The 18,291-nt window shown below is 60.8% G+C and carries 11 protein-coding genes; 6 read left to right on the top strand and 5 right to left on the bottom strand.

The window, feature by feature from the left end; translation table 11 throughout:
* Positions 1-46: 46 nt before the first annotated feature.
* Both PV407_RS12620 and PV407_RS12615 read right to left on the bottom strand, forming a co-directional pair.
* Entirely contained in the window at positions 47-1,294 is a 1,248-nt protein-coding gene (locus PV407_RS12620; protein ID WP_332090283.1) for an ABC transporter substrate-binding protein, read from the bottom strand.
* Between the two features lie 51 nt (positions 1,295-1,345).
* Positions 1,346-2,896, bottom strand: a complete 1,551-nt coding sequence (locus PV407_RS12615; protein WP_332090282.1) for an FAD-dependent oxidoreductase — start codon at positions 2,894-2,896, stop codon at positions 1,346-1,348.
* Positions 2,897-3,115: 219 nt separating this feature from the next.
* Between PV407_RS12615 and PV407_RS12610 the strand changes: the two genes are divergently transcribed.
* The 4 genes from PV407_RS12610 to PV407_RS12595 all read left to right on the top strand — a co-directional run bounded on the left by PV407_RS12610 (position 3,116) and on the right by PV407_RS12595 (position 9,342).
* Positions 3,116-3,928 (top strand): helix-turn-helix transcriptional regulator, encoded by an 813-nt coding sequence (locus PV407_RS12610; protein ID WP_332090281.1) that lies wholly within the window; start codon positions 3,116-3,118, stop codon positions 3,926-3,928.
* Between the two features lie 176 nt (positions 3,929-4,104).
* On the top strand, positions 4,105-5,412 hold the full coding sequence (locus tag PV407_RS12605) for an extracellular solute-binding protein (protein ID WP_332090280.1): 1,308 nt from the start codon (positions 4,105-4,107) through the stop codon (positions 5,410-5,412).
* Between the two features lie 168 nt (positions 5,413-5,580).
* Entirely contained in the window at positions 5,581-7,080 is a 1,500-nt protein-coding gene (locus PV407_RS12600) for a CAP-associated domain-containing protein (RefSeq protein ID WP_332090279.1), read from the top strand.
* Between the two features lie 879 nt (positions 7,081-7,959).
* The gene (locus tag PV407_RS12595) at positions 7,960-9,342 is read left to right on the top strand and encodes a glycine--tRNA ligase (protein ID WP_332090278.1); all 1,383 of its coding nucleotides are present in this window, start codon (positions 7,960-7,962) and stop codon (positions 9,340-9,342) included.
* A gap of 33 nt (positions 9,343-9,375) precedes the next feature.
* Here the strand turns inward: PV407_RS12595 and PV407_RS12590 are convergent, their stop codons facing one another.
* Positions 9,376-10,272 (bottom strand): LysR family transcriptional regulator, encoded by an 897-nt coding sequence (locus PV407_RS12590; RefSeq protein ID WP_332090277.1) that lies wholly within the window; start codon positions 10,270-10,272, stop codon positions 9,376-9,378.
* 166 nt (positions 10,273-10,438) lie between these two features.
* Here PV407_RS12590 and PV407_RS12585 point away from each other — a divergent pair, with 166 nt between their 5' ends.
* Positions 10,439-11,350 carry an NADP-dependent oxidoreductase gene (locus PV407_RS12585; protein WP_332090331.1) on the top strand — a complete coding sequence of 304 codons (912 nt, stop codon included), beginning with the start codon at positions 10,439-10,441 and terminating at the stop codon, positions 11,348-11,350.
* A gap of 176 nt (positions 11,351-11,526) precedes the next feature.
* Here PV407_RS12585 and PV407_RS12580 read toward each other — a convergent pair whose 3' ends face one another.
* Together PV407_RS12580 and PV407_RS12575 are read right to left on the bottom strand one after the other, a co-directional pair.
* Positions 11,527-13,194: a stalk domain-containing protein gene (locus PV407_RS12580; protein WP_332090276.1), complete on the bottom strand. Its 1,668-nt coding sequence runs from the start codon at positions 13,192-13,194 to the stop codon at positions 11,527-11,529.
* Between the two features lie 185 nt (positions 13,195-13,379).
* Positions 13,380-16,532 carry a hypothetical protein gene (locus PV407_RS12575; protein ID WP_332090275.1) on the bottom strand — a complete coding sequence of 1,051 codons (3,153 nt, stop codon included), beginning with the start codon at positions 16,530-16,532 and terminating at the stop codon, positions 13,380-13,382.
* 190 nt (positions 16,533-16,722) lie between these two features.
* Here PV407_RS12575 and PV407_RS12570 point away from each other — a divergent pair, with 190 nt between their 5' ends.
* On the top strand, positions 16,723-18,189 hold the full coding sequence (locus PV407_RS12570) for an extracellular solute-binding protein (protein ID WP_332090274.1): 1,467 nt from the start codon (positions 16,723-16,725) through the stop codon (positions 18,187-18,189).
* Positions 18,190-18,291: the final 102 nt, after the last annotated feature.

Genomic DNA, 18,291 nt, shown 5'->3' with positions numbered 1-18,291 from the left:
GGCGAACGGCGGCAGTTCCTTTTCCTTTTTGGTGCGAAACGGCGGATTACTTGCGTTTTTCCTCGATTTTTTTGTTGATGCTCTCCTCCGCCTCGCGCATGACCGTATTGATGTCTTTGCCGCCTTTGGAATAGGCCGGCAGCATTTCCGTATAGATGACCGTCTTGGCGATGTCGTCGAATTTGGTCGTTTTGAACGGCTTGCCGACTTTATCCTTGAAGAAGGCGGCCAAATTTTTCCCTTCGACGCCCTCCAGATCTTTGCCGTATTGCGCGGCGGCGGAGTCGCTGTTGATGATCGGCACGAGCCCTTTCCGCGACTTGATCGTCTGCACCTCCTCGGAAAGCATGTAGCCGATCACCTGGAACACGTCGTCCATATATTTGCCTTTGGGCGGCATCGCGTAGAACGGGGATATAAGCTGCGTGCCTCCCGCCTGGTTGCCGGGGAAGACGGGCAGCGATACGACGTCCCAGTCGAGGCCGTTTTTCGCCGCCTCCGGCAGCGTGCTGAGCATGTTCGGGCCGGAGTACATCGCCACGTCCTGCGCTTTGTCGAACGAGCCGCCGACCTCGTTGCCCGGAATGGAGAAGAAGCCGCCCATCGTCTCCAGCCACCGCTTCCAGCCGGGGCCGTTCACGAGCGTTTTGTACGTTCCCGCATCGACGAGCGGCAGCATGAGCTGATTTTTCCACGTCAAATTTTGCAGCTGGAATTGAAAGCCTTTATATTTCACGGCGCCGTCCTGGCGGGTCAGCTTTTTGGCCAGCTCGCTCACTTCGTCCCACGTCATTCCGTCTTTCGGGTACGGCACCCCGAATTTGTTGAAAATGTTTTTGTTGTAGTAGAGCACGTTGCTGCTGAGCGTATACGGGATAAACAAAATTTCGCCGCTGTCGGAGTAAGACTGGACCGATTCCAGCACGTTCGGCAAAAACCGGTTCATGTCGAACCCGGTCTTTTTAATAAACGGCGTCAAGTCCGACAGCAGGTTCGCGTCCCGGAAATCCCACAGCGATCCGATCGTAAACGAGATCAAATCCGGGATGTTCCCGGCGGGCGCCAAATGCTCGGGCTTCATCTGGGCGCTGTAAAACGTCGGATTGACCGTAATATGCGGAAATTTCGCCTGGATGATCGCTTTCTCCAGCTCCATCGTCTGCGGATTCAAGTTGGTGTAATAGTTCAGCGTAAACGGCTTCGGCGGCTCCTTCGCCGAATCGGGCGCGGTTCCCGGCGAAGCGTCTCCGCCGCTTTTTCCGCAAGCCGAAACGAGCAGAACGGCGGATGCCAAAGCAAGAATCCCCCATTGTTTCAAGCGCAACACCCTTTCGAAAATGACGTTTTACCGCAGCTCCAGCACTTGGCCGTCCCGCAGCAGCCGTTCCCTCAGCTTGCCGTACGGGACGTCTTGAACGGCCGTTCCGTCCGCGATCGCGATCGCGGCCGCCGTGGCCGCCGACTGGCCCAAAATCATGAACACCGGCTCCATGCGGATCGAGCCGTACGCGATATGCGAGGCGGACAAACAGACCGGAACGAGCAGGTTGACGCATTCGTCGCCCTTCGGGACGATCGACCGGTACGAAATCGGGTACGGCCCGGGCACGGCGATTTCCACATTGCCTTCGTTGACGGCCAGCCCTTCGAGCACGAGACGTCTGCAGTTGTGGGAATCCATCGTATAGGAGGCCATCCCGACCGAATCGCCCTCGACCTGCAAATGGCGGCAGTGCCGTTCGGTCATGACGACGTCCGAAACCATCCGCCTGCCTTCCCGCACGTACAGCTGATGCGGCCAGTTCGCCGTATCGACGAATTCGTCCGCGGCCAGTCCCCACTGGCTTCGCTGCTGCCGGAGCTCGAGCGGGATGCTTTCGTCGTTCGCCAAAAAATAAAGCAGGCCCATATTGTACGCGACATGGCTTTGAAACAGTCGCTCCCGCGTCGCGTAGTCGGCTTCCGGCCATTCGTGGTTCGCTCCGATATGGTCGGTGCTGACGGCGCCGAAATTGTTCGTGTCGGTTTTGCCGTTCGGCAGCTGAGGCGGTTTGTAGCGGTAGTCCCATACGCCCGCCCGGATGTAGCGGGCCAGCAGGGCGAACCTGTCGGGATCGTAGCCGGGAGGCTGCGGGATGGGTGCCCGGTTGCCGGGTACGTTTGTCAAACAAATGCGGAAGTTGTACGCTTGAATAGATCGGTCGGCCTGCCCCTGCGTACCCGGCTCGACATCCATGATGCCGGGCAAAAGGCCGCTGTCCGGCTTCCCTTCGATCCGGTACGGGTCGACGGCGGCGTTGAACATGTGGTGATGCGAGCCGAACTGGATGCCGTTGCGCGTTTCCCGGTAGACGGCGTTCGACTCCCTGCCGACGTGGTACGAGACGCCGGCGCGGGCCATCAAGTCGCCTTCGTACGTTGCGTCGATGAACATCGCGGCGGAAAACGTATTCCCGTTCTCCATCGAAATCGACGCGATTTTGCCCGACCGCATTTCGACGCCGGCCAAATGCTGCTCGTAATAAATCGGAACCTCGGCCCGCTCCAGCCATTCCCGGAATATGCGCCGGGCGGCGTGCGGCTCGAAATACCAGACGAGACCGTCCTCCGCCGAGGTGCCGTAATACGTCCCCAGATCGCGGAAAAATTGTTTGGCGATTCCCCCGATCGCCGCCTTGTTGCCGTGATCGGTGCTGCCGAGCCCGCTTGCGGCGATGCCGCCCGCATGGCGGCCGAATTCGGCGATCACGGCGCGCAGCCCCATTCGGCTGGCCTGCACCGCCGCGGCGATTCCGGCGGCGGTGCCGCCGTAGACGCAAAGGTCGGCTTCGATGCGCAGCGGCTTGTCGCTCGCCGGTTTCGGCTCGTAGTACGTCAGCCGACTGAAGTCAGCCATACCGTCGTCCCCCTGTCCGTATTCGTTTCATGCCGATGAGATTAAGCGCTTTCATACACAAGTATAGTGACATCGTCCGCTTGCCGAAATGCATATAATTAGAAAAATTTATACTTAATTTCCGACCGGGCCGGACGCTCCCGATCGGCGTTAACGGCGCGAAATAGGATACGCCGGAAACGGCGGAATCCATAAACGGGTATTGGGGGATTGGCGATCATGCCGTTGGCTTATCCGATTTCTCTCTTGAACGCGAATTACTGGAGGAAAAAGCCGAAATTTTTGCTCCAGAACGAACGCGCCGCCGTATGGACGATGATGGCGGTCGAGGAAGGCCGCTTCCGGTACCGGATCGGCGACGTGCCCGGCGAAGCTTCGGCCGGAGACATCGTGCTTTGTCCGCCGGCGCTCGACTTTCGCCGCGAAATGCTGACTCCGCTATCCTTTTTCTATATCAAGTTCGTCCTATCGGACTGCGCGGCCGACGAGGAGGAGCGGATCGAACGGCTGCTGCGCGACTGGTTCGGCTACAAATTCACGACACCCGAGCAGGACCGGCTGTTCAACAATTTCCGGCATTTGCTCGGCCATTTCATGATCGGGGACATGCATACGAACCGGGGAGTCGTCCACTACGTCAACGACGTCTGGATGCTGTTCGGCGCCGAAGTCGAATCGCTGACGAGGTACGACGGCGCGTCGAAGGATCCGCTCATGCGGGAGGCGAAAGACTGGATCGACCGCCACGCCTTTACCGACATTCAAATGCGCGACGTCGCCAAGCTGTTCGACATGCATCCCGTCCAATTCACCCGCAGGTTCCAAAGCATATTCGGGCTGCTTCCGTCCCGCTATTTGTTCTCGATCCGGATGGAGCGGGCGAAATGGCTGCTCGTCCAGACCGACTGCACCCTCGACGACATCGCCCGCCAATGCGGCTACGACAACGGCTACTATTTCAGCCGCATGTTTACGAAATATGCGCGGATGAATCCCTCGAAATTCCGCAAGCTGCATGCGATGCCCATTTAGCGGCGGCGAACATACATGTTTTGTCTCATGAAACGATCGATTTTGGCACGTATTTTCGGAAAAAACCGTCTATAATGGCTGTAATCGCATTACAGCATACATCTTTCATACCGGTATGGAAGCGATTATCGATGTTGAAAGCGCTTATAAACCAAAAAAAGAAGAGGGTGTCGTTCATGCTGAAGCCATCGATTGCGATCGGAGCGGCGGGACTGCTGCTCGTACTCGCCGCCTGTTCCGGGGCGGGCGCGCCGGATGCCGGCAAAGGGGCGGGGGAGGCTCCGGCCCAGCCCGAGAAAAAAGAGCCGATCACGCTATATTTTTACAACGTCGGCTCCAACTTCAACGCCGAAGGCTACTTCGAAGAAAAGTTCGGCAAAGCGATCAAGGAAAAATTCCCGCACATTACTCCGGTTCTCATCCCTACCACGAGCGGGGCGCTCGACAAGCTGATCGCGTCGAACCAGCCGATCGACGTCATTTTCGGCTCGGTCGGCCTCGCCTACAACAGCGTCTTCCTGAACAACACGCAGTACGACATCGAACCGCTCGTCAAAAAATACAAGACCGATTTAAGCCGCTTCGAGCCGCAGACGCTCGAGATGATCCGGCAAATGAGCGGCGGCAAGCTGTACGCGCTGCCGTTCGACAATCAGGCGGCCGTCATTTACTACAACAAAACCTTGTTCGACAAGTTCGGCGTCGCCTACCCGAAGGACGGCATCACCTGGGACGAGCTGTACAATTTGTCGGTCAAGCTGACGCGCAACGAAGGCGGCGTCCAATATTACGGCTTCACGATTTCGCCGAACCATTACTTTTTGCGCAACCAAATGTCGCTCAACTTCGTCGATCCGCAGACGCTGCAGGTGTCGCTGACGAACGACGACGTCAAGAGCCTCATGAACAACATCGCCCGCTTTTACCAAATCCCCGGCTTCAATCCGGATCAGACGAAGATGAACAGCTTGGTCAAAATGTTTTTCCAGGACCAAGTGTCGGCGATGTGGACGCCGGTCAGCGGCCTGCACGTCGAGAAAGATTTGGCCCCGCTCAACTGGGATATCGTCTCGTACCCGACGTTGAACGGCTTCGGCCCGCAGCCGTATCCGACCTTCATGTTTCTGAACGTCGGCAGCAAATACAAGGACGACGCGTACCAGGTGATGGACTTTTTGTCCACCGAGGCGTTTCTGACGGAGAAGGCGAAGGCGGCGACGTTCATCCCGGCGCTGAGCAGCCCGAACATTCCGAAAGTGTTCGGCCAGGACGCTCCGCTGTACAAAGGGCGCAATATCGCCGCGATCCCGCTGAAAAATATGGCGAAGCCGTCGCCCCAGAGCAAATATTACTCGGCCGCGACGACGCAGCTCGGAACGAACGCCTTGCGCGGCATTTTGTACGAGGGCAAGGACGTCAATACGGCGCTGCGGGATGCCGAGGAAGCGGTCAAGAAGGCGATCGAGGCGGACAAAAACAAGTAGCCGCATAGCGCATAGCGAAAACAAACATGCCGGAACGGTGCCCGGAAACGGGCTCCGGCCGGTATGTTTGTTTTATGGCGGACCGTCCGGCCCGTTGTACCCATTTTCGTCCGGAAACAGGAAAATCCGGCGCCGGCGTCGAACGTATCGGGATGGGAGGGGAGCCTAATGAAAACCGACTATCGCTATGCACATATCGGCAAATGGACCTTATCGGCGCTGCTCGCGCCCGCCCTGCTGCTTTCGTCGGCGCTGGCCTCGGCGGAGCCGGGAGGCGATGCGGCCGCTCCGGTTGCGGCCTTGGCGGCGTCGGCCGGTTTTACCGACACGGCCGGCCATTGGGGGAAAGCGGCGATCGACTGGGCCGTGTCGCAGCGCATCGTCGACGGCTTTCCGGACGGCACGTTCAAGCCGGATCAGACGGTCAGCGAAGCGCAATTCGTCGCGATGCTGCTCCGCGCTTTCACCGGCAAGACGATGGCGGCGTCCGGCCCGAACGATCCGTGGTACGCGGGCTACTACGCGTATGCGAAGCAGCTGAGGCTGCCTGTCGACGCGGGACGCGCGGGCGATCCGTACGCGCGCGGCCAGGTGGCGCGCCTCATCGCCGCATCGGTCGGACAGGATCTGGATACGGCCGGCTCGATCCGCTACTTGCTGGACAAAGGGCTGGCGCAAGGGAAAACGTCGGCGACGGTGGAAGGCTTCGGTGCGTCCGATACCGTCACCCGCGCCGAAGCGGTGCAGCTCATCCGCAATGTGATAAACGGCAAGCTGACGCTGACCGGCCTTCCGGCGCCGTCCCGGGCGTTTACGGTGCGCGGCGTATCGCTCGGCGATTCGGAGCAGTCCGTCCGCTCGAAGCTCGGCGAGCCGGCCCGCAAAGACGCGAGCGAATACGGGTTCGAATGGTATATTTACAATCAGGACTATTCGCAATACGCGCAGATCGGCGTCAAGGACGGCTTCGTCGTCGGGCTGTATACGAATTCCGCGGCGTGGACGTCGGCCAAAGCCGAAATCGGTCCGGGCAAAACGGCGCAGGACGTGACGAAGGCGTTCGGCAAGCCGCTCGAATCGATTACGAAAGCCTTTACCCGCTATATCCTGAACAATCCCGGCAAAGAGGACGGCGTCTACGAAATCGACGACAGCTATGTGACGTTCTATTACGATACGCACGAAAACAGCGCCCTGGAAGCGATCCAGCTGATCGCGAAGGAGACGGAGGAAGCGAAGACCGACTATTACGGCACGCCGAGCGACGCGCTGCGGACCGCCTTCGAGAAGGAAGTGTTCGATCTGGCCAACGCCGCGCGGGCGAAACGGGGACTGAAGCCGTTCCAGTGGGACGATACGATGGCGGCGATCGCCTACGGGCACAGCAAGGATATGGCGGACAACGGCTATTTCGACCATAAGAGCCCGCAAGGCGATACGATCCGGGAGCGGTTCGAACGGGCCGGCGTCGATTACGAGATCGGCGCGGAAAACATCGCGGCCGGTCAGCCGAACGCGATCGTCGCCCATTCGGGATGGCTCAATTCGTACAGCGGACACCGCGAAAGCTTGCTCGGGGAGACGACGCGGCTCGGCGTAGGCGTCTACTTCGGCGGCTCGATGCGCGTGTATTATACGCAAAACTTTTATACGCCGCTCAAGCGGTAAGAGTCTTGGCGGCGGAATGAGCCGCGATTTTGGACGGTGAACTGGCTTCGGAACGATCGGGCGGACTTGAGGCTGAGCTGTACGAGAAAAACTCGATTAAGAGGGGCGGCGAGAGGCGTTGCCGTACCGGATGGGTTCGCCGCTCCGTTCGATTTGGGGCAGTCGCAGAAGAACGGGAAAACGTCCTGCTATTTGCTGCGATCGCCTCGCTTTGCGTTGCAGAACGGGAAAACCTACAGTTAATTTCGGCGAAACTGTGCGTTTGTCCAACTGTCCCGAAGTTAGCTGTAGGTTTTCCAGTAAAATCGTCAATCTCGAGTCCTTTGCTCCAACTTAGAGGGAGGAATTCCGGCTAATCTCTGCTGACGACGCAGTTGGAACGTTAGATGCCGACTTTTTGCCGACACTGTCGACGAAGCCGCGATGACATCGCCAGCTTGTCTTAAGCAGCGAGCGATCCCCAACCCCGCAACCGTCAACCCAAGCGGCTCCGCCCTTTATCCCGCCGAGCGATTGATTTTTTTTATAAAGTTGGGTACAATGATGTGCAAAGCATAAGCGCGGCCGTGATGGATCAATAGTACCCGCAGCCACTTTCGCACAAGCGACCCGGGGACGGTGAAAGCCCGGGGGAAGTAGCGGGGAAAAGGCAATCCGGAGCCGCAGTCGAAGAAAGGGGACGCGCGTTCGGGCATCGACCGGACGGCTTGCAATGACGCTATAGGCGGAATTGCGGCGGGGCGCGTCAACTAGGGTGGAACCGCGGGTGCGAATCGAAGCTCTCGTCCCTAGGCATCGTCGAATGCCATGGGAGAGAGCTTTTTTTATTGTTCCGCATGGCCGACTACTTTCTACTTTCGCAAAAGGAGAGAAGCGGTAATGAGTGTCAACATGGACCAAATCGTAGCGCTGGCCAAGCATCGGGGCTTCGTCTTTCCGGGTTCGGAGATCTATGGCGGACTCGCGAACACATGGGATTACGGCCCGCTCGGCGTCGAGCTGAAAAACAACATCAAGCGGGCATGGTGGAAAAAATTCATCCAGGAATCGCCGTACAACGTCGGCCTGGACGCCGCCATCCTGATGAATCCGCAAGCGTGGGTCGCTTCCGGCCACGTCGGCAATTTCAACGATCCGATGATCGACTGCAAGCAGTGCAAGGCGCGCCACCGCGCCGACAAGCTGATCGAGAACGCGCTGTCGGACAAAGGCATCGAGATGGTCGTCGACGGCTTGTCGTTCGACCAGATGCGGGCGCTGATCGAAGAGCATCAGATCGCCTGTCCGGATTGCGGCAGCCGCGACTTCACCGACATCCGCCAGTTCAACCTGATGTTCAAGACGTTCCAGGGCGTCACCGAATCGAGCGCGAACGAAATTTATTTGCGTCCGGAAACGGCGCAAGGCATTTTCGTCAATTTCAAAAACGTGCAGCGGACGATGCGCAAAAAAATGCCGTTCGGCATCGGCCAAATCGGCAAAAGCTTCCGCAACGAAATTACGCCGGGCAACTTTACGTTCCGGACGCGCGAGTTCGAGCAGATGGAGCTTGAATTTTTTTGCAAGCCGGGCGAAGATTTGAAATGGTTCGAATATTGGCGCACGTTCTGCTTCGAGTGGCTCAAATCGCTCGGCCTGAACGAAGCGAACATCCGCCTGCGCGACCATTCGGAGGATGAGCTGTCCCACTACAGCAACGCGACGACGGACATCGAATTCAAGTTCCCGTTCGGCTGGGGCGAGCTGTGGGGCATCGCGGACCGCACCGACTACGATTTGAAGCAGCATATGGCGCATTCGGGCGAAGACTTCAACTACATCGACCAGGAGACGAACGAGCGGTACGTGCCGTACTGCATCGAGCCGTCGCTCGGCGCGGACCGGGTGACGCTGGCGTTTCTGATCGACGCGTACGAGGAGCAGAGGCTCGAAGGCGACGACAGCCGCACCGTGCTGCACCTGCACCCGGCGCTCGCGCCGTTCAAGGCGGCCGTGTTCCCGCTGTCGAAGAAGCTGTCCGAAGGCGCGGGCAACGTGTTCGCCGAGCTGGCGAAGCATTTCAACGTCGATTACGACGAGGCGGGCTCGATCGGCAAACGGTACCGCCGCCACGACGAAATCGGCACGCCGTTCTGCGTCACGTACGACTTCGAGTCCGAGCAGGACGGCCAGGTGACCGTTCGCGACCGCGATACGATGGAACAAACGCGGATGCCGATCGCCGAGCTGAAGTCGTTTATCGAAAGCAAAATTAACTTCTGAAACGGCGCTCTTGCCGAGGCCGGCCGCGGGGAATTACGCCCCGGGCCGGCCTTTTTGTTGGGCGGCCGCGAAGTAATCGGCCAGAAAGTCCCGGAAATGGACGGCCGCTTTGGACAAATACCGTTTGCCGTTCCAGACGAGCCGGAAGTTGCGCCGGCAGACGGGCTCCTCGATGCGCAGCAGGTTGAGCGGCACCCCGGCGTTTTTGCCGCATCCTCCGACAAGGGCGACGCCGAGTCCGGCCCGGACCAGGCGGGCGATCGCAGAAGGCTCGTCGACCCGGCAGACGAATTTCGGCGCGAACCCGGCTTCGCGCAAAAAGGAGTCGTTCATCGGCTGGAACAGCAGTCCTTCCTTGTAGCCGATAAACGGATCGTTCGCCACTTCGTACAAGCGGGCGCTGCGGCGGCCCGCCAGCCGGTGTCCGGGAGGAACCGCCAAATAGACGTCTTCTTGCAGCACGGAGACGGAACGATAGTCCGGTCCCTCGATCGGCAGGACGGTGAAGCAAAGGTCGACGTCGCCGGCTGCGAGCAGGGCGGCCATCTCGTCCGCGGAGCTTTGCGTGATGCGGAAGTCGACGTCGGGACGCCGCTCCAGAAAGGCGCCGAGCGGCTCCGACAGCAGCTCCAGCGTCGAGGTCGCCAGATGAATGCTTCCGTGCTCCAGCCCGGCGAGCTCGTTCGCTTCTTTTTTGCCCTCCTCCAGCAAATCGAGCGCCGCCTCGACTTTTTGCAGAAACGCTTTGCCGTACGTGTTGAGCCGGATGTGCCTGCCGTTTCGATCGAACAGCGGCACGCCCACGTCCTCCTCCAGCCGGGCGATCGTCTTGCTGAGCGCCGGCTGCGCGATCCGCAGCTGTTGAGCCGCCTTCGTCATATGCTCCATGGCGGCGACCGTTCGAAAATAGTGCAGCTGCAGCAGCTCCATGCGATCCGCCTCCTTATATACTTGAAGTTATGAATTATATAATCAAATATATATTTTTGTTTATTCATTGCTCATTATAGAATAAGACGTGCAAGGAGCACAATCGTTTATCCGGCAAGATGGAGATAGAGGAGGGCGATCGTTCGTGATCGATGGCAAAGGCAAAATGAAAGCGGCGGCGTTTTTCGAATTCGGCGGACCGGAGGTTTTACGTCTGACCGAGCTCGAGGCGCCCGAAGCCGGGGCCGGCGAGGTGCGGGTTCGCGTCAAAGCCGCCGGCGTGCAGCCGGTCGACTGCTCGGTGCGCTCGGGCTGGATGCCGGCCGGCGTCCAAGTAAGCTTCCCGCAGGTGGCGGGCAACGAGTTCGCCGGGGTGATCGATCGGATCGGCGAAGGGGTGACGGGGCTGTCGGTCGGCGAGGAGGTCGTCGGCTTCCGGGTACTCGGCTGTTATGCGGAATACGTGGTCGTCCCGGCCGACCAAGTGGTTCCCAAGCCGGCGGGCATGCCGTGGGAGCAAGCCGGGGGATTGTCCGGCGCCGGGCAAACCGCCCATACCGCGCTCGAGGAGCTTCGCGTCGGCAAAGGCGATATCGTCCTGATCAACGGGGCGGCCGGCGGGGTCGGCACCGTGGCCGTACAGGTCGCCCGCGAGCGCGGAGCTACCGTGATCGGCACCGCGAGCGAAGCGAATCACGACTACTTGCGGTCGCTCGGCGCGATTCCGGTCGCATACGGAGACGGGTTGCTGGACCGGGTGAGGGCTCTGGCCCCGAACGGGCTGGACGCCGCCCTCGACGCCGCGAGCGTCGACGGGCTGCGGGTTGCGCTGGAGCTGGTCAAGGACAAAGACCGCGTCGGCACGATTTTCGCCTTCGAGCACTACAAGCAGCTCGGGGTGCGCTGGATCGGCAGCAAACGTTCCGCGGCCCGCCTGCGGGAGCTTCTCGATCTGTATGCGCAGGGGAAGCTGCGCATTTTCGTCCGCAGCGTCCACCCGCTCGAAAAAGCGGCGGACGCCCATCGCGAAGTCGAGTCGGGGCACGGCCGCGGCAAAGTCGTCCTCCTCGTCGACTAGGCGGCGGGAGCGGCTGCGGCGATGGCGGCGAGCGCGGCGGGATGAGCCGGCAGCCGGAGCGGGGCCGGGCGGCTCGGACGCCACTGCCGAAGAAAAAGGACTACGGGATGGAAGCTTCCGTCCCGAAGTCCTTTTTTCCGCGCCGGCGTAATGGGCATACCCTACCGGATGCGGGGTCAATACGTAATCGTCACCGTGCGCGTCGCCTCGTTGAACGATACCTTCGCCCCCAGCACCTCGGACAGCAGCCGGACCGGCACCATCGTATATTCGCCGATCAGCTTGGCCGGGCTGTCGGTTTGCCGCGGCTCGCCGTTCACTTCGATCTCGTTTTTCATCGTATACAGCGTAACCTTCAGCTTTCCTTTCGTATACACCGCGGCCCGCTTGTCGGCATCCCATTCGACGCCCGCCCCGAGCGCCGCCGCCAAGTCGCGGATGTACAAGTACGACGAGCCGTCCAGGAGGGCGGGCTTCAGCTTCATCGGGAAGCGGAAGCCGTCGACCGTATAATGGCGGTCGTCGAGCCCGAAGGCGGCCGTCCGCCGAACGGGGGAAGACGAGACGAACTTCTTTTTGTAGTCGGCGGGGCTTTGGTGCAGCAGCTTTTTGCCGATCCCGTCGGCCGGCTCGGTCGTGAAATCCCACTCCTTCACTTCCGTTATGCGGCTGCCGTCCTTCTTGGTCAGCTGCAGCGAAAGCATGACGTGGTAGCTCGTATCCGGCCGAAGCGGCTTGCGCGGAATTAAGATGACGGCGGCGTTCAGCGATTTGTCGGTATCGGGCGTATTCAGCGCGAATTCGACCGTTTTTTTCGTATCGTTGTCCGTCAAGTCGGCGCCGAGCACCTTCACTTGATCGATGCCGGAGCCGAAATATTCCGCCATGATCGGGTAGCCTGCGGGGTACTCGCTGCCGGCATGAATGCGCAGCGGGTCCGGTTCTTCGTTGCCGTCGAACGAGGTGGGCACGTACCGGTCGCCGTCCGCGGGCGAAACGACCGGCTTCGGCTCCGCTTCCCGCTCCTGGCCGAACTCGATGACGGTATAGTTGCCGGACTTGCCGATTCCGACTTCCTTCAAATACGGATTCAAAAACGGAGAGCGGTGGTACGGCGCGTCGAACAGCGCGTCGACCGATTCCGCGATCGTCCCTTTCATATAAGCGGCGTCTTCGCCGACGCCGGACGAGTACCCGAAATAGGCGGCGCGCTCCAGCGGCCTTTTGCCGAAGAAGCCGGGCTTGTCCGGATTTTGGTCGTGCAGGCTTTCCTTGCTTTCTTTGCTTTCCTTCGTTTGCTTGATTTTGTTTTGGTCCAAATAAGCGGCGTGCGCGGAGGCGCCGGCGTTCAGCTTGTCGTTCAGGACGACCGGGGGAAGCCCGAACAGCGTTCGGTAGTCGTTTACGGCGGACAACCCGTCCGTTTGCTCCGCGCTAGGTGCGGCAAACTGCTGGATCGCATCCTTCGCGACGGTAAACGTCCATGTTTTCTCGACGGGCTCGTAGCCGGCATACCGGATCGTCATGCGCACCGTATGCGGGCCCGGAGCCAAATCGGCCGAGGGCGTGTACAGAAACGCCTCTTCGCTTGGATCCCAAACGGCGGCCACCTTCGCCCCGTCGACGTACATCGCGAACGAATCCGGGGGAACGGTCATGTCGGTCGAATAATAAAACGCGATGGGAGGCTTCGTAACGCCTACCGTCTGTTTCGGGGCGCCGAGCCATTGGAAGGAGGCCGCGGACGCTTCGGGCGCGGTTAAGGGCAGACCGGCTATCGACAAGAGAAACGTTAATAAGAGCAGTACGATCGTTTTGGACCGTCTTTCGGCAAAAAGGGTCAAGTCGCATTCCCCTCTCCGGGTTGGTATGAACGAGCAGCGGCGTCGGGCGTCCCTCTCATCATAGCGGATAATGTCGAATTTGAATAGGCAAAAAAGACCAAAACGCCGAAGGCGAATATGCCTTCCGGCGCTTTGGTTTTCGTTGCGGGGGAGATGACGTTCCCGGTACGACGATCAGAGGCCCGTTATTCCGGATATTCGTTCCCGTGCTTGCGCGCAAGCCACGGGGACGCGCTGTACAAGCTGCCGTCCCGGTACGCATACAGCCGGATTCGGTCGGCCGTCCCGAGCGGAACGTTCATTTTGAAGCCGTAGGTCGCTTTGCCCGATTTGACGCGATCCCGCTCCGACGTCGGGATCGTTTCGGAAGCTACGACCGTACCGTCCGCCGTCACCGCATCGATCCGCAAAACGCCGTCCGTCGGAGGAGCGTCCAGCTCCCCTTTCGCCATGCCGCCAGGCTGATATTTCAAGCCGGCGAAGCGGTCTCCGACGACCGTTACCGTCACGGCCGCGGTCGTCGACGTGCGGCCGTCGAGCGTTACGACGGCGCTAATCTCGGCCGTACCGGGGTTCCGGGCGGTCACGACGCCGTTATCGACCGTCGCGACGTCCGGGCGGCTGGACGAGTAGCGGACGGAAGCGCCGCCCATTTCCGCATCGAGCCCGTTCGCCAAATAAACCGAGGCGGTCACGCCGGCCGTATCGCCCGTTCCGAGCGAAGCGCGCGTCAGCTCCAGCCGGGCATGGTCGATCCGCACCGGAATTTTGTACAGCTTCGAGCCGTTCACGTAATAAATGCTGTCGTCCTTCCCGAGCGCCATCAAATTGACCGTGTCCGGAATAAGCTGCTTCGTCCGCAAGTCGCTCGGGTCGATGGCGAACAGCTTGCGCCCGATCGTCGTGTACAGCAGCCCGTCCTGTCCCCAGCGCAAGTAGTACGGACGGTATTTGCTCGTGTTGAACGGGGACATCGTCACGATTTTGCTTTTGACGATTTCGAGCGTATCCGGATTCATCGCGAAGACGGCGGCGTCGTAGCCGGTCTGGTCCACCGTCCCGTCCATAACGCCCCACAGCAAGCCGTCCGGCCCGAACGACAGGCCGCCGATCAAGTTCGCTTTGCCGCGCATTCCCGGAATTTGCGGGGTGAAGATGCGCGTCGTCTGCTTCGACGCCGTATCGAAGACGAACATTTTCGCTTCGTCGGCCGCCGGCTCGACGCCGAGGCCTCCGTTTCGGGACGTGCCGCCGTATACTTTGCCGTTCCGGTAGGCGAGACCGAGGACGCTTTGATTCGGCACGAGTCCGCGGAACGTTTCGTAGGTCGTCCCCGTCACGGTGCCGTCCGCGCCGCGAACTTCCTCGACGATCGTCAGCGCGCCGCCCAAATTGCCGTAGGTCGGAAACGTCCCGACGAACAGCTTGCCGTCGCCGCTCGTCAGCGCGAACGGCCGATCCTGGCTGTCGCCGATATCGAGAGCAAGGCCGGGGTTGGCCCAGTCGAATTCGCTGTATTCCAGCGGCTTCGACATGTCGAGCCGGTACAGGCGCGCCCCGCTGTACGTCCCGAAATAAGCCGCGTCGCCGAGAAAGCCGATGCCTTCCGGCTGGTGAAACTGTTTGTTCGCGTAGACGAACTCGCCCTTGGCGGTATCGTAGACGCTCATGCCGCGCTGATAGCCTCCGATGAACAAATAAGGTCCCGCCGCTTCGAGCGCGTTGCCCTGCGTGGCCGACGTGGGCAGATCGGCCGCGTGCTCCTCGTACGCATTCGATACCGGATCGTACAGGAACGACTCGCCGAACGCCGCCATGCCCGCCAGCACCGTCCGCCCGGCGAATGTTCCGGTCGTCGGGGTAATCCAGGCGTGGCTTTTGACCGCGGTGTCGTCCGGCAGCTCCGGCACGCCTTCGACTTTCGCCGTCCGGTTGCCCGCCGTATCGTACGTATACAGCTCGCCGCCGAGCTTATAGTAAATCAGGTTCGGAGCGTAAGGCGAGGGCGGCGAAATTTTCGTCTGAAACTTGATGGTGTTAACCAATTCGTGCGTCCGCTCGTCGATGACGTACAGCGTATCGCCGCTGTAGGCGAACAGCTTGCCGCCGTATACGTCGACCTCCGAGATCGTCTTCGTCGTGCCCGAAACGCCCGGAATCGCGATTTCGTCCACGGCGCCGGTGCGGCGGTCGTAGCGCATCAGGTGTGCCGTCGTGCCGATGCCGACATAGACGTAATCGTCCGTTACGCCGAGCCCGCGCGCGTACTGCTGGCCGCTCTTCATGACGCCGAGGTCGCGGAATTGTCCGGTCGCGATGTCGTACTCGAACACGCGGCCGAGATTCGTGCCGGAATACGTGCCGCCGTACAGCTTGCCGTCGCGGCTCGCCTTCAGATCGAACACTTGCTTGTTCGAAGGGTTACTTCCGAGCGGCTCGATGCGCTTCTCCGCCGTCACGTACCGGTACAGGACGCCGTTCGAGCTGAAATAAACATTGCCGTCGGAGGCGCGGGCGAGCGCCCAGATCGTGTCGGCGGAGCCGTCGATCCGCTGGGAAAACTTCAAAGCTCCCGTGACGGCGTCGACGACATGGAACGAGACGGGCGAGCCGACCGTAGTGACGTATTGTTCGACGGCCCCGTCGGGGCCGACTCCGTAAGCGGCCGATTGCGAAAGCGCGTACTGCACCGCATCGCCGATCAGAACGGGAGAATCGTAAGGCAGGTTCAAAGGCTCGGTCATGACGGTTTTCTTCCAATCGAGTTTGACGTCGTCGATGTAGGCGCTCGTTCCGGTGCCGGCCGCGCCCATGTAAAACGAGATCTCGGCATACTGCGACCCGGCCGGGGCGATCCCTTCGATCGTCATCGTCTGCCAGCCGTTGCCGCCGGCCTGCACGCTGATCAGCTGCGTATTGGCGCCGCCCGCCAAGTCGGCGGCGGAGCCGCTTTTTTTGAACCTTAAATAGCCGCGGACGCTTTTGCTTTCGACGAACACCTTCGCGGTCAGCCGGTACGTCATCCCTTCCGTAACCGGAATCGGCGCGCTGAAGACGTCGAGCGACTTGCCGGCGTTGTTATCCGTTATTTTCAAACTGTTTGCGCCTTCGTACGCCAAGTCGCGAGCCGTATGGACGTCCAGCCCGGCGGCGGGCATCGGCGGAGCGACGGTCCAGCCGGGCAGCGAGTCGGCGGATTGCTCGAACCCGGCATTCGCCACGGCGAGCGGTTCGAAGGCGACCGATTCGTCCGCATAAACGTTCGCCGCCGACAAGGAAAGGGCGGGAAAAGCGATGGCGGCGCACAACGCGGAGAGCCATCTTTGTTTCCGGTTCAAGGCGATTCCTCCTTCGTTTATTTTATCGCCTAGAAAATCAAGTGAAATGAGGTGTGTAGGCGATTAATTCATGCTTTTTATAGCCTAAATCCGTTTGAATGCGCTGTCAATAGTTATTGTAGGCTATATTTCCGGGCTGTCGTATGGTATGATACGTATCGTGATATTTCCGAAAGGGGCGACGCCAAGCATGGCACGACCTACCCGCGAACAATGGAACGAGCGCGTCCGGGCGATGCTGGATGCGCTGCGCCGCGATATCGAGGAGGGACGGCTCGCGCCCGGCGACTATTTGCCGTCCGAGGTGGAGCTCGCGAAAACGTACCGGCTCAGCAAAGAGTCGGTTCGGCGAGCGCTGGACGAGCTGGTGGCCGAAGGCGCGATCCGCAAAATACGTCGCGTCGGCAACCGGGTGACCGGAGGAACGGGAGCGGACGGAACGGAGGATGAGGCGGCGTCCGGCGCCGGAGGAAGCGTCCGGCTGCGCGATACGGCGGCACGACGGGGCGGGCCTGCGGCGTCGAAGGAGGACGGCGGGATTACGCTTCGGCTCGTCCATTACCCGAAGATGGAAGACGAAGCGGCGCTGCCCGCGCTCATCGCCGGCTTCGAACGGGAGCATCCGGGCGTTCGCGTGAAGCTGCTGCCGTCTTCGTTCCCGCACGATTACGCGGAGCACGGCGTCGCCGACGTCTTTACGGTCAGCGCATGGGACGCGCTGAAGCTGAAAGCCCGCGATCCGCGGATGACGCTGATGGACGATGCGCCTGCGGGCGAGACGGTCCATCCGGTCGTGCGCAAACCTTTTCTGGACCGCGACGGGCGAATGGCCGCCGCGCCGTTTGTATGCTCGCCGGTCGTGCTTTGCTACAACCGGGACCATTTCGAGGCCTGCGCTCTGGAAGAGCCGAACGCCGGATGGACGTGGTACACGCTGCTCAAAAACGCCCGCGCGCTCGCCCGCGGCCTCGACGTATGGGGATTCGCCGCGCATATTCAGTCGCTCAACCGGTGGCCGGTGTTTTTGCTGCAAAACGGCTTCCGTTTCCGGCCCGAGGGCGAGCAGCGCGTTTCGGAGGATCCGGCTTTATGGGAGAGCCTCGGCGTCGCGCGCGACCTGATTCACCAGCAGCGCCGGGCGCAGCCGCTGCTCGCGGAGAACGACGCCGATATCGAGCGCTGGTTTGCGGAAGGCCGGGCGTCGATGATCATGACGACGTACTTCGGGATGAACCGGCTGCTCGGCTCCGGCATCCGGTACGGCGTCGCCGCGCTGCCGTCGCTGCGCACGTCCGATACGCTGCTGCTCGTCACCGGCCTGGCGGTCAATCGGGACGGGCCGCATCCGGAAGCGTCGCGCGAGCTCGTCCGCTATTTGTGCGGCGAGCCGGCGCAAAGCGTCGTTCGGCGCGAGACGGTCAGCCTGCCGGTTCATCCCCGCGCTTTGACGCTGCGCGAAGGGCTGCGCGGCAATCGGCCTTCCGCCGAGGCGATGCTGGCGGACGTATGGCCGCGCTGCCGGCTGTACGACGATTTGAACCTCGGAGCGGGCGTGCTGGAGGCGGTCCGCGAGGAGCTGAAAAGCTACTGGTCGCGGCTTGAAGACGAAGCGGAAGCGAGCGAGCGGCTCGAGCAGCTGTTCGGCGCCCGCTTATGACCGTCCGGGCGCACGTAACATATTTGCCGTCTAAACGGTTAACGGCATGAACGATGCGAATGCGCGCAGGCGCGGCATCGAGCGGATTCCACTAATTCGACA

It is taken from the genome of Paenibacillus sp. GYB003 (assembly GCF_036577625.1).
Taxonomy (GTDB): Bacteria; Bacillota; Bacilli; order Paenibacillales; family NBRC-103111; genus Paenibacillus_AB.
Note: the sequence above shows the minus strand (reverse complement) of the source record. Positions and strands in the feature narration are given on the sequence as shown.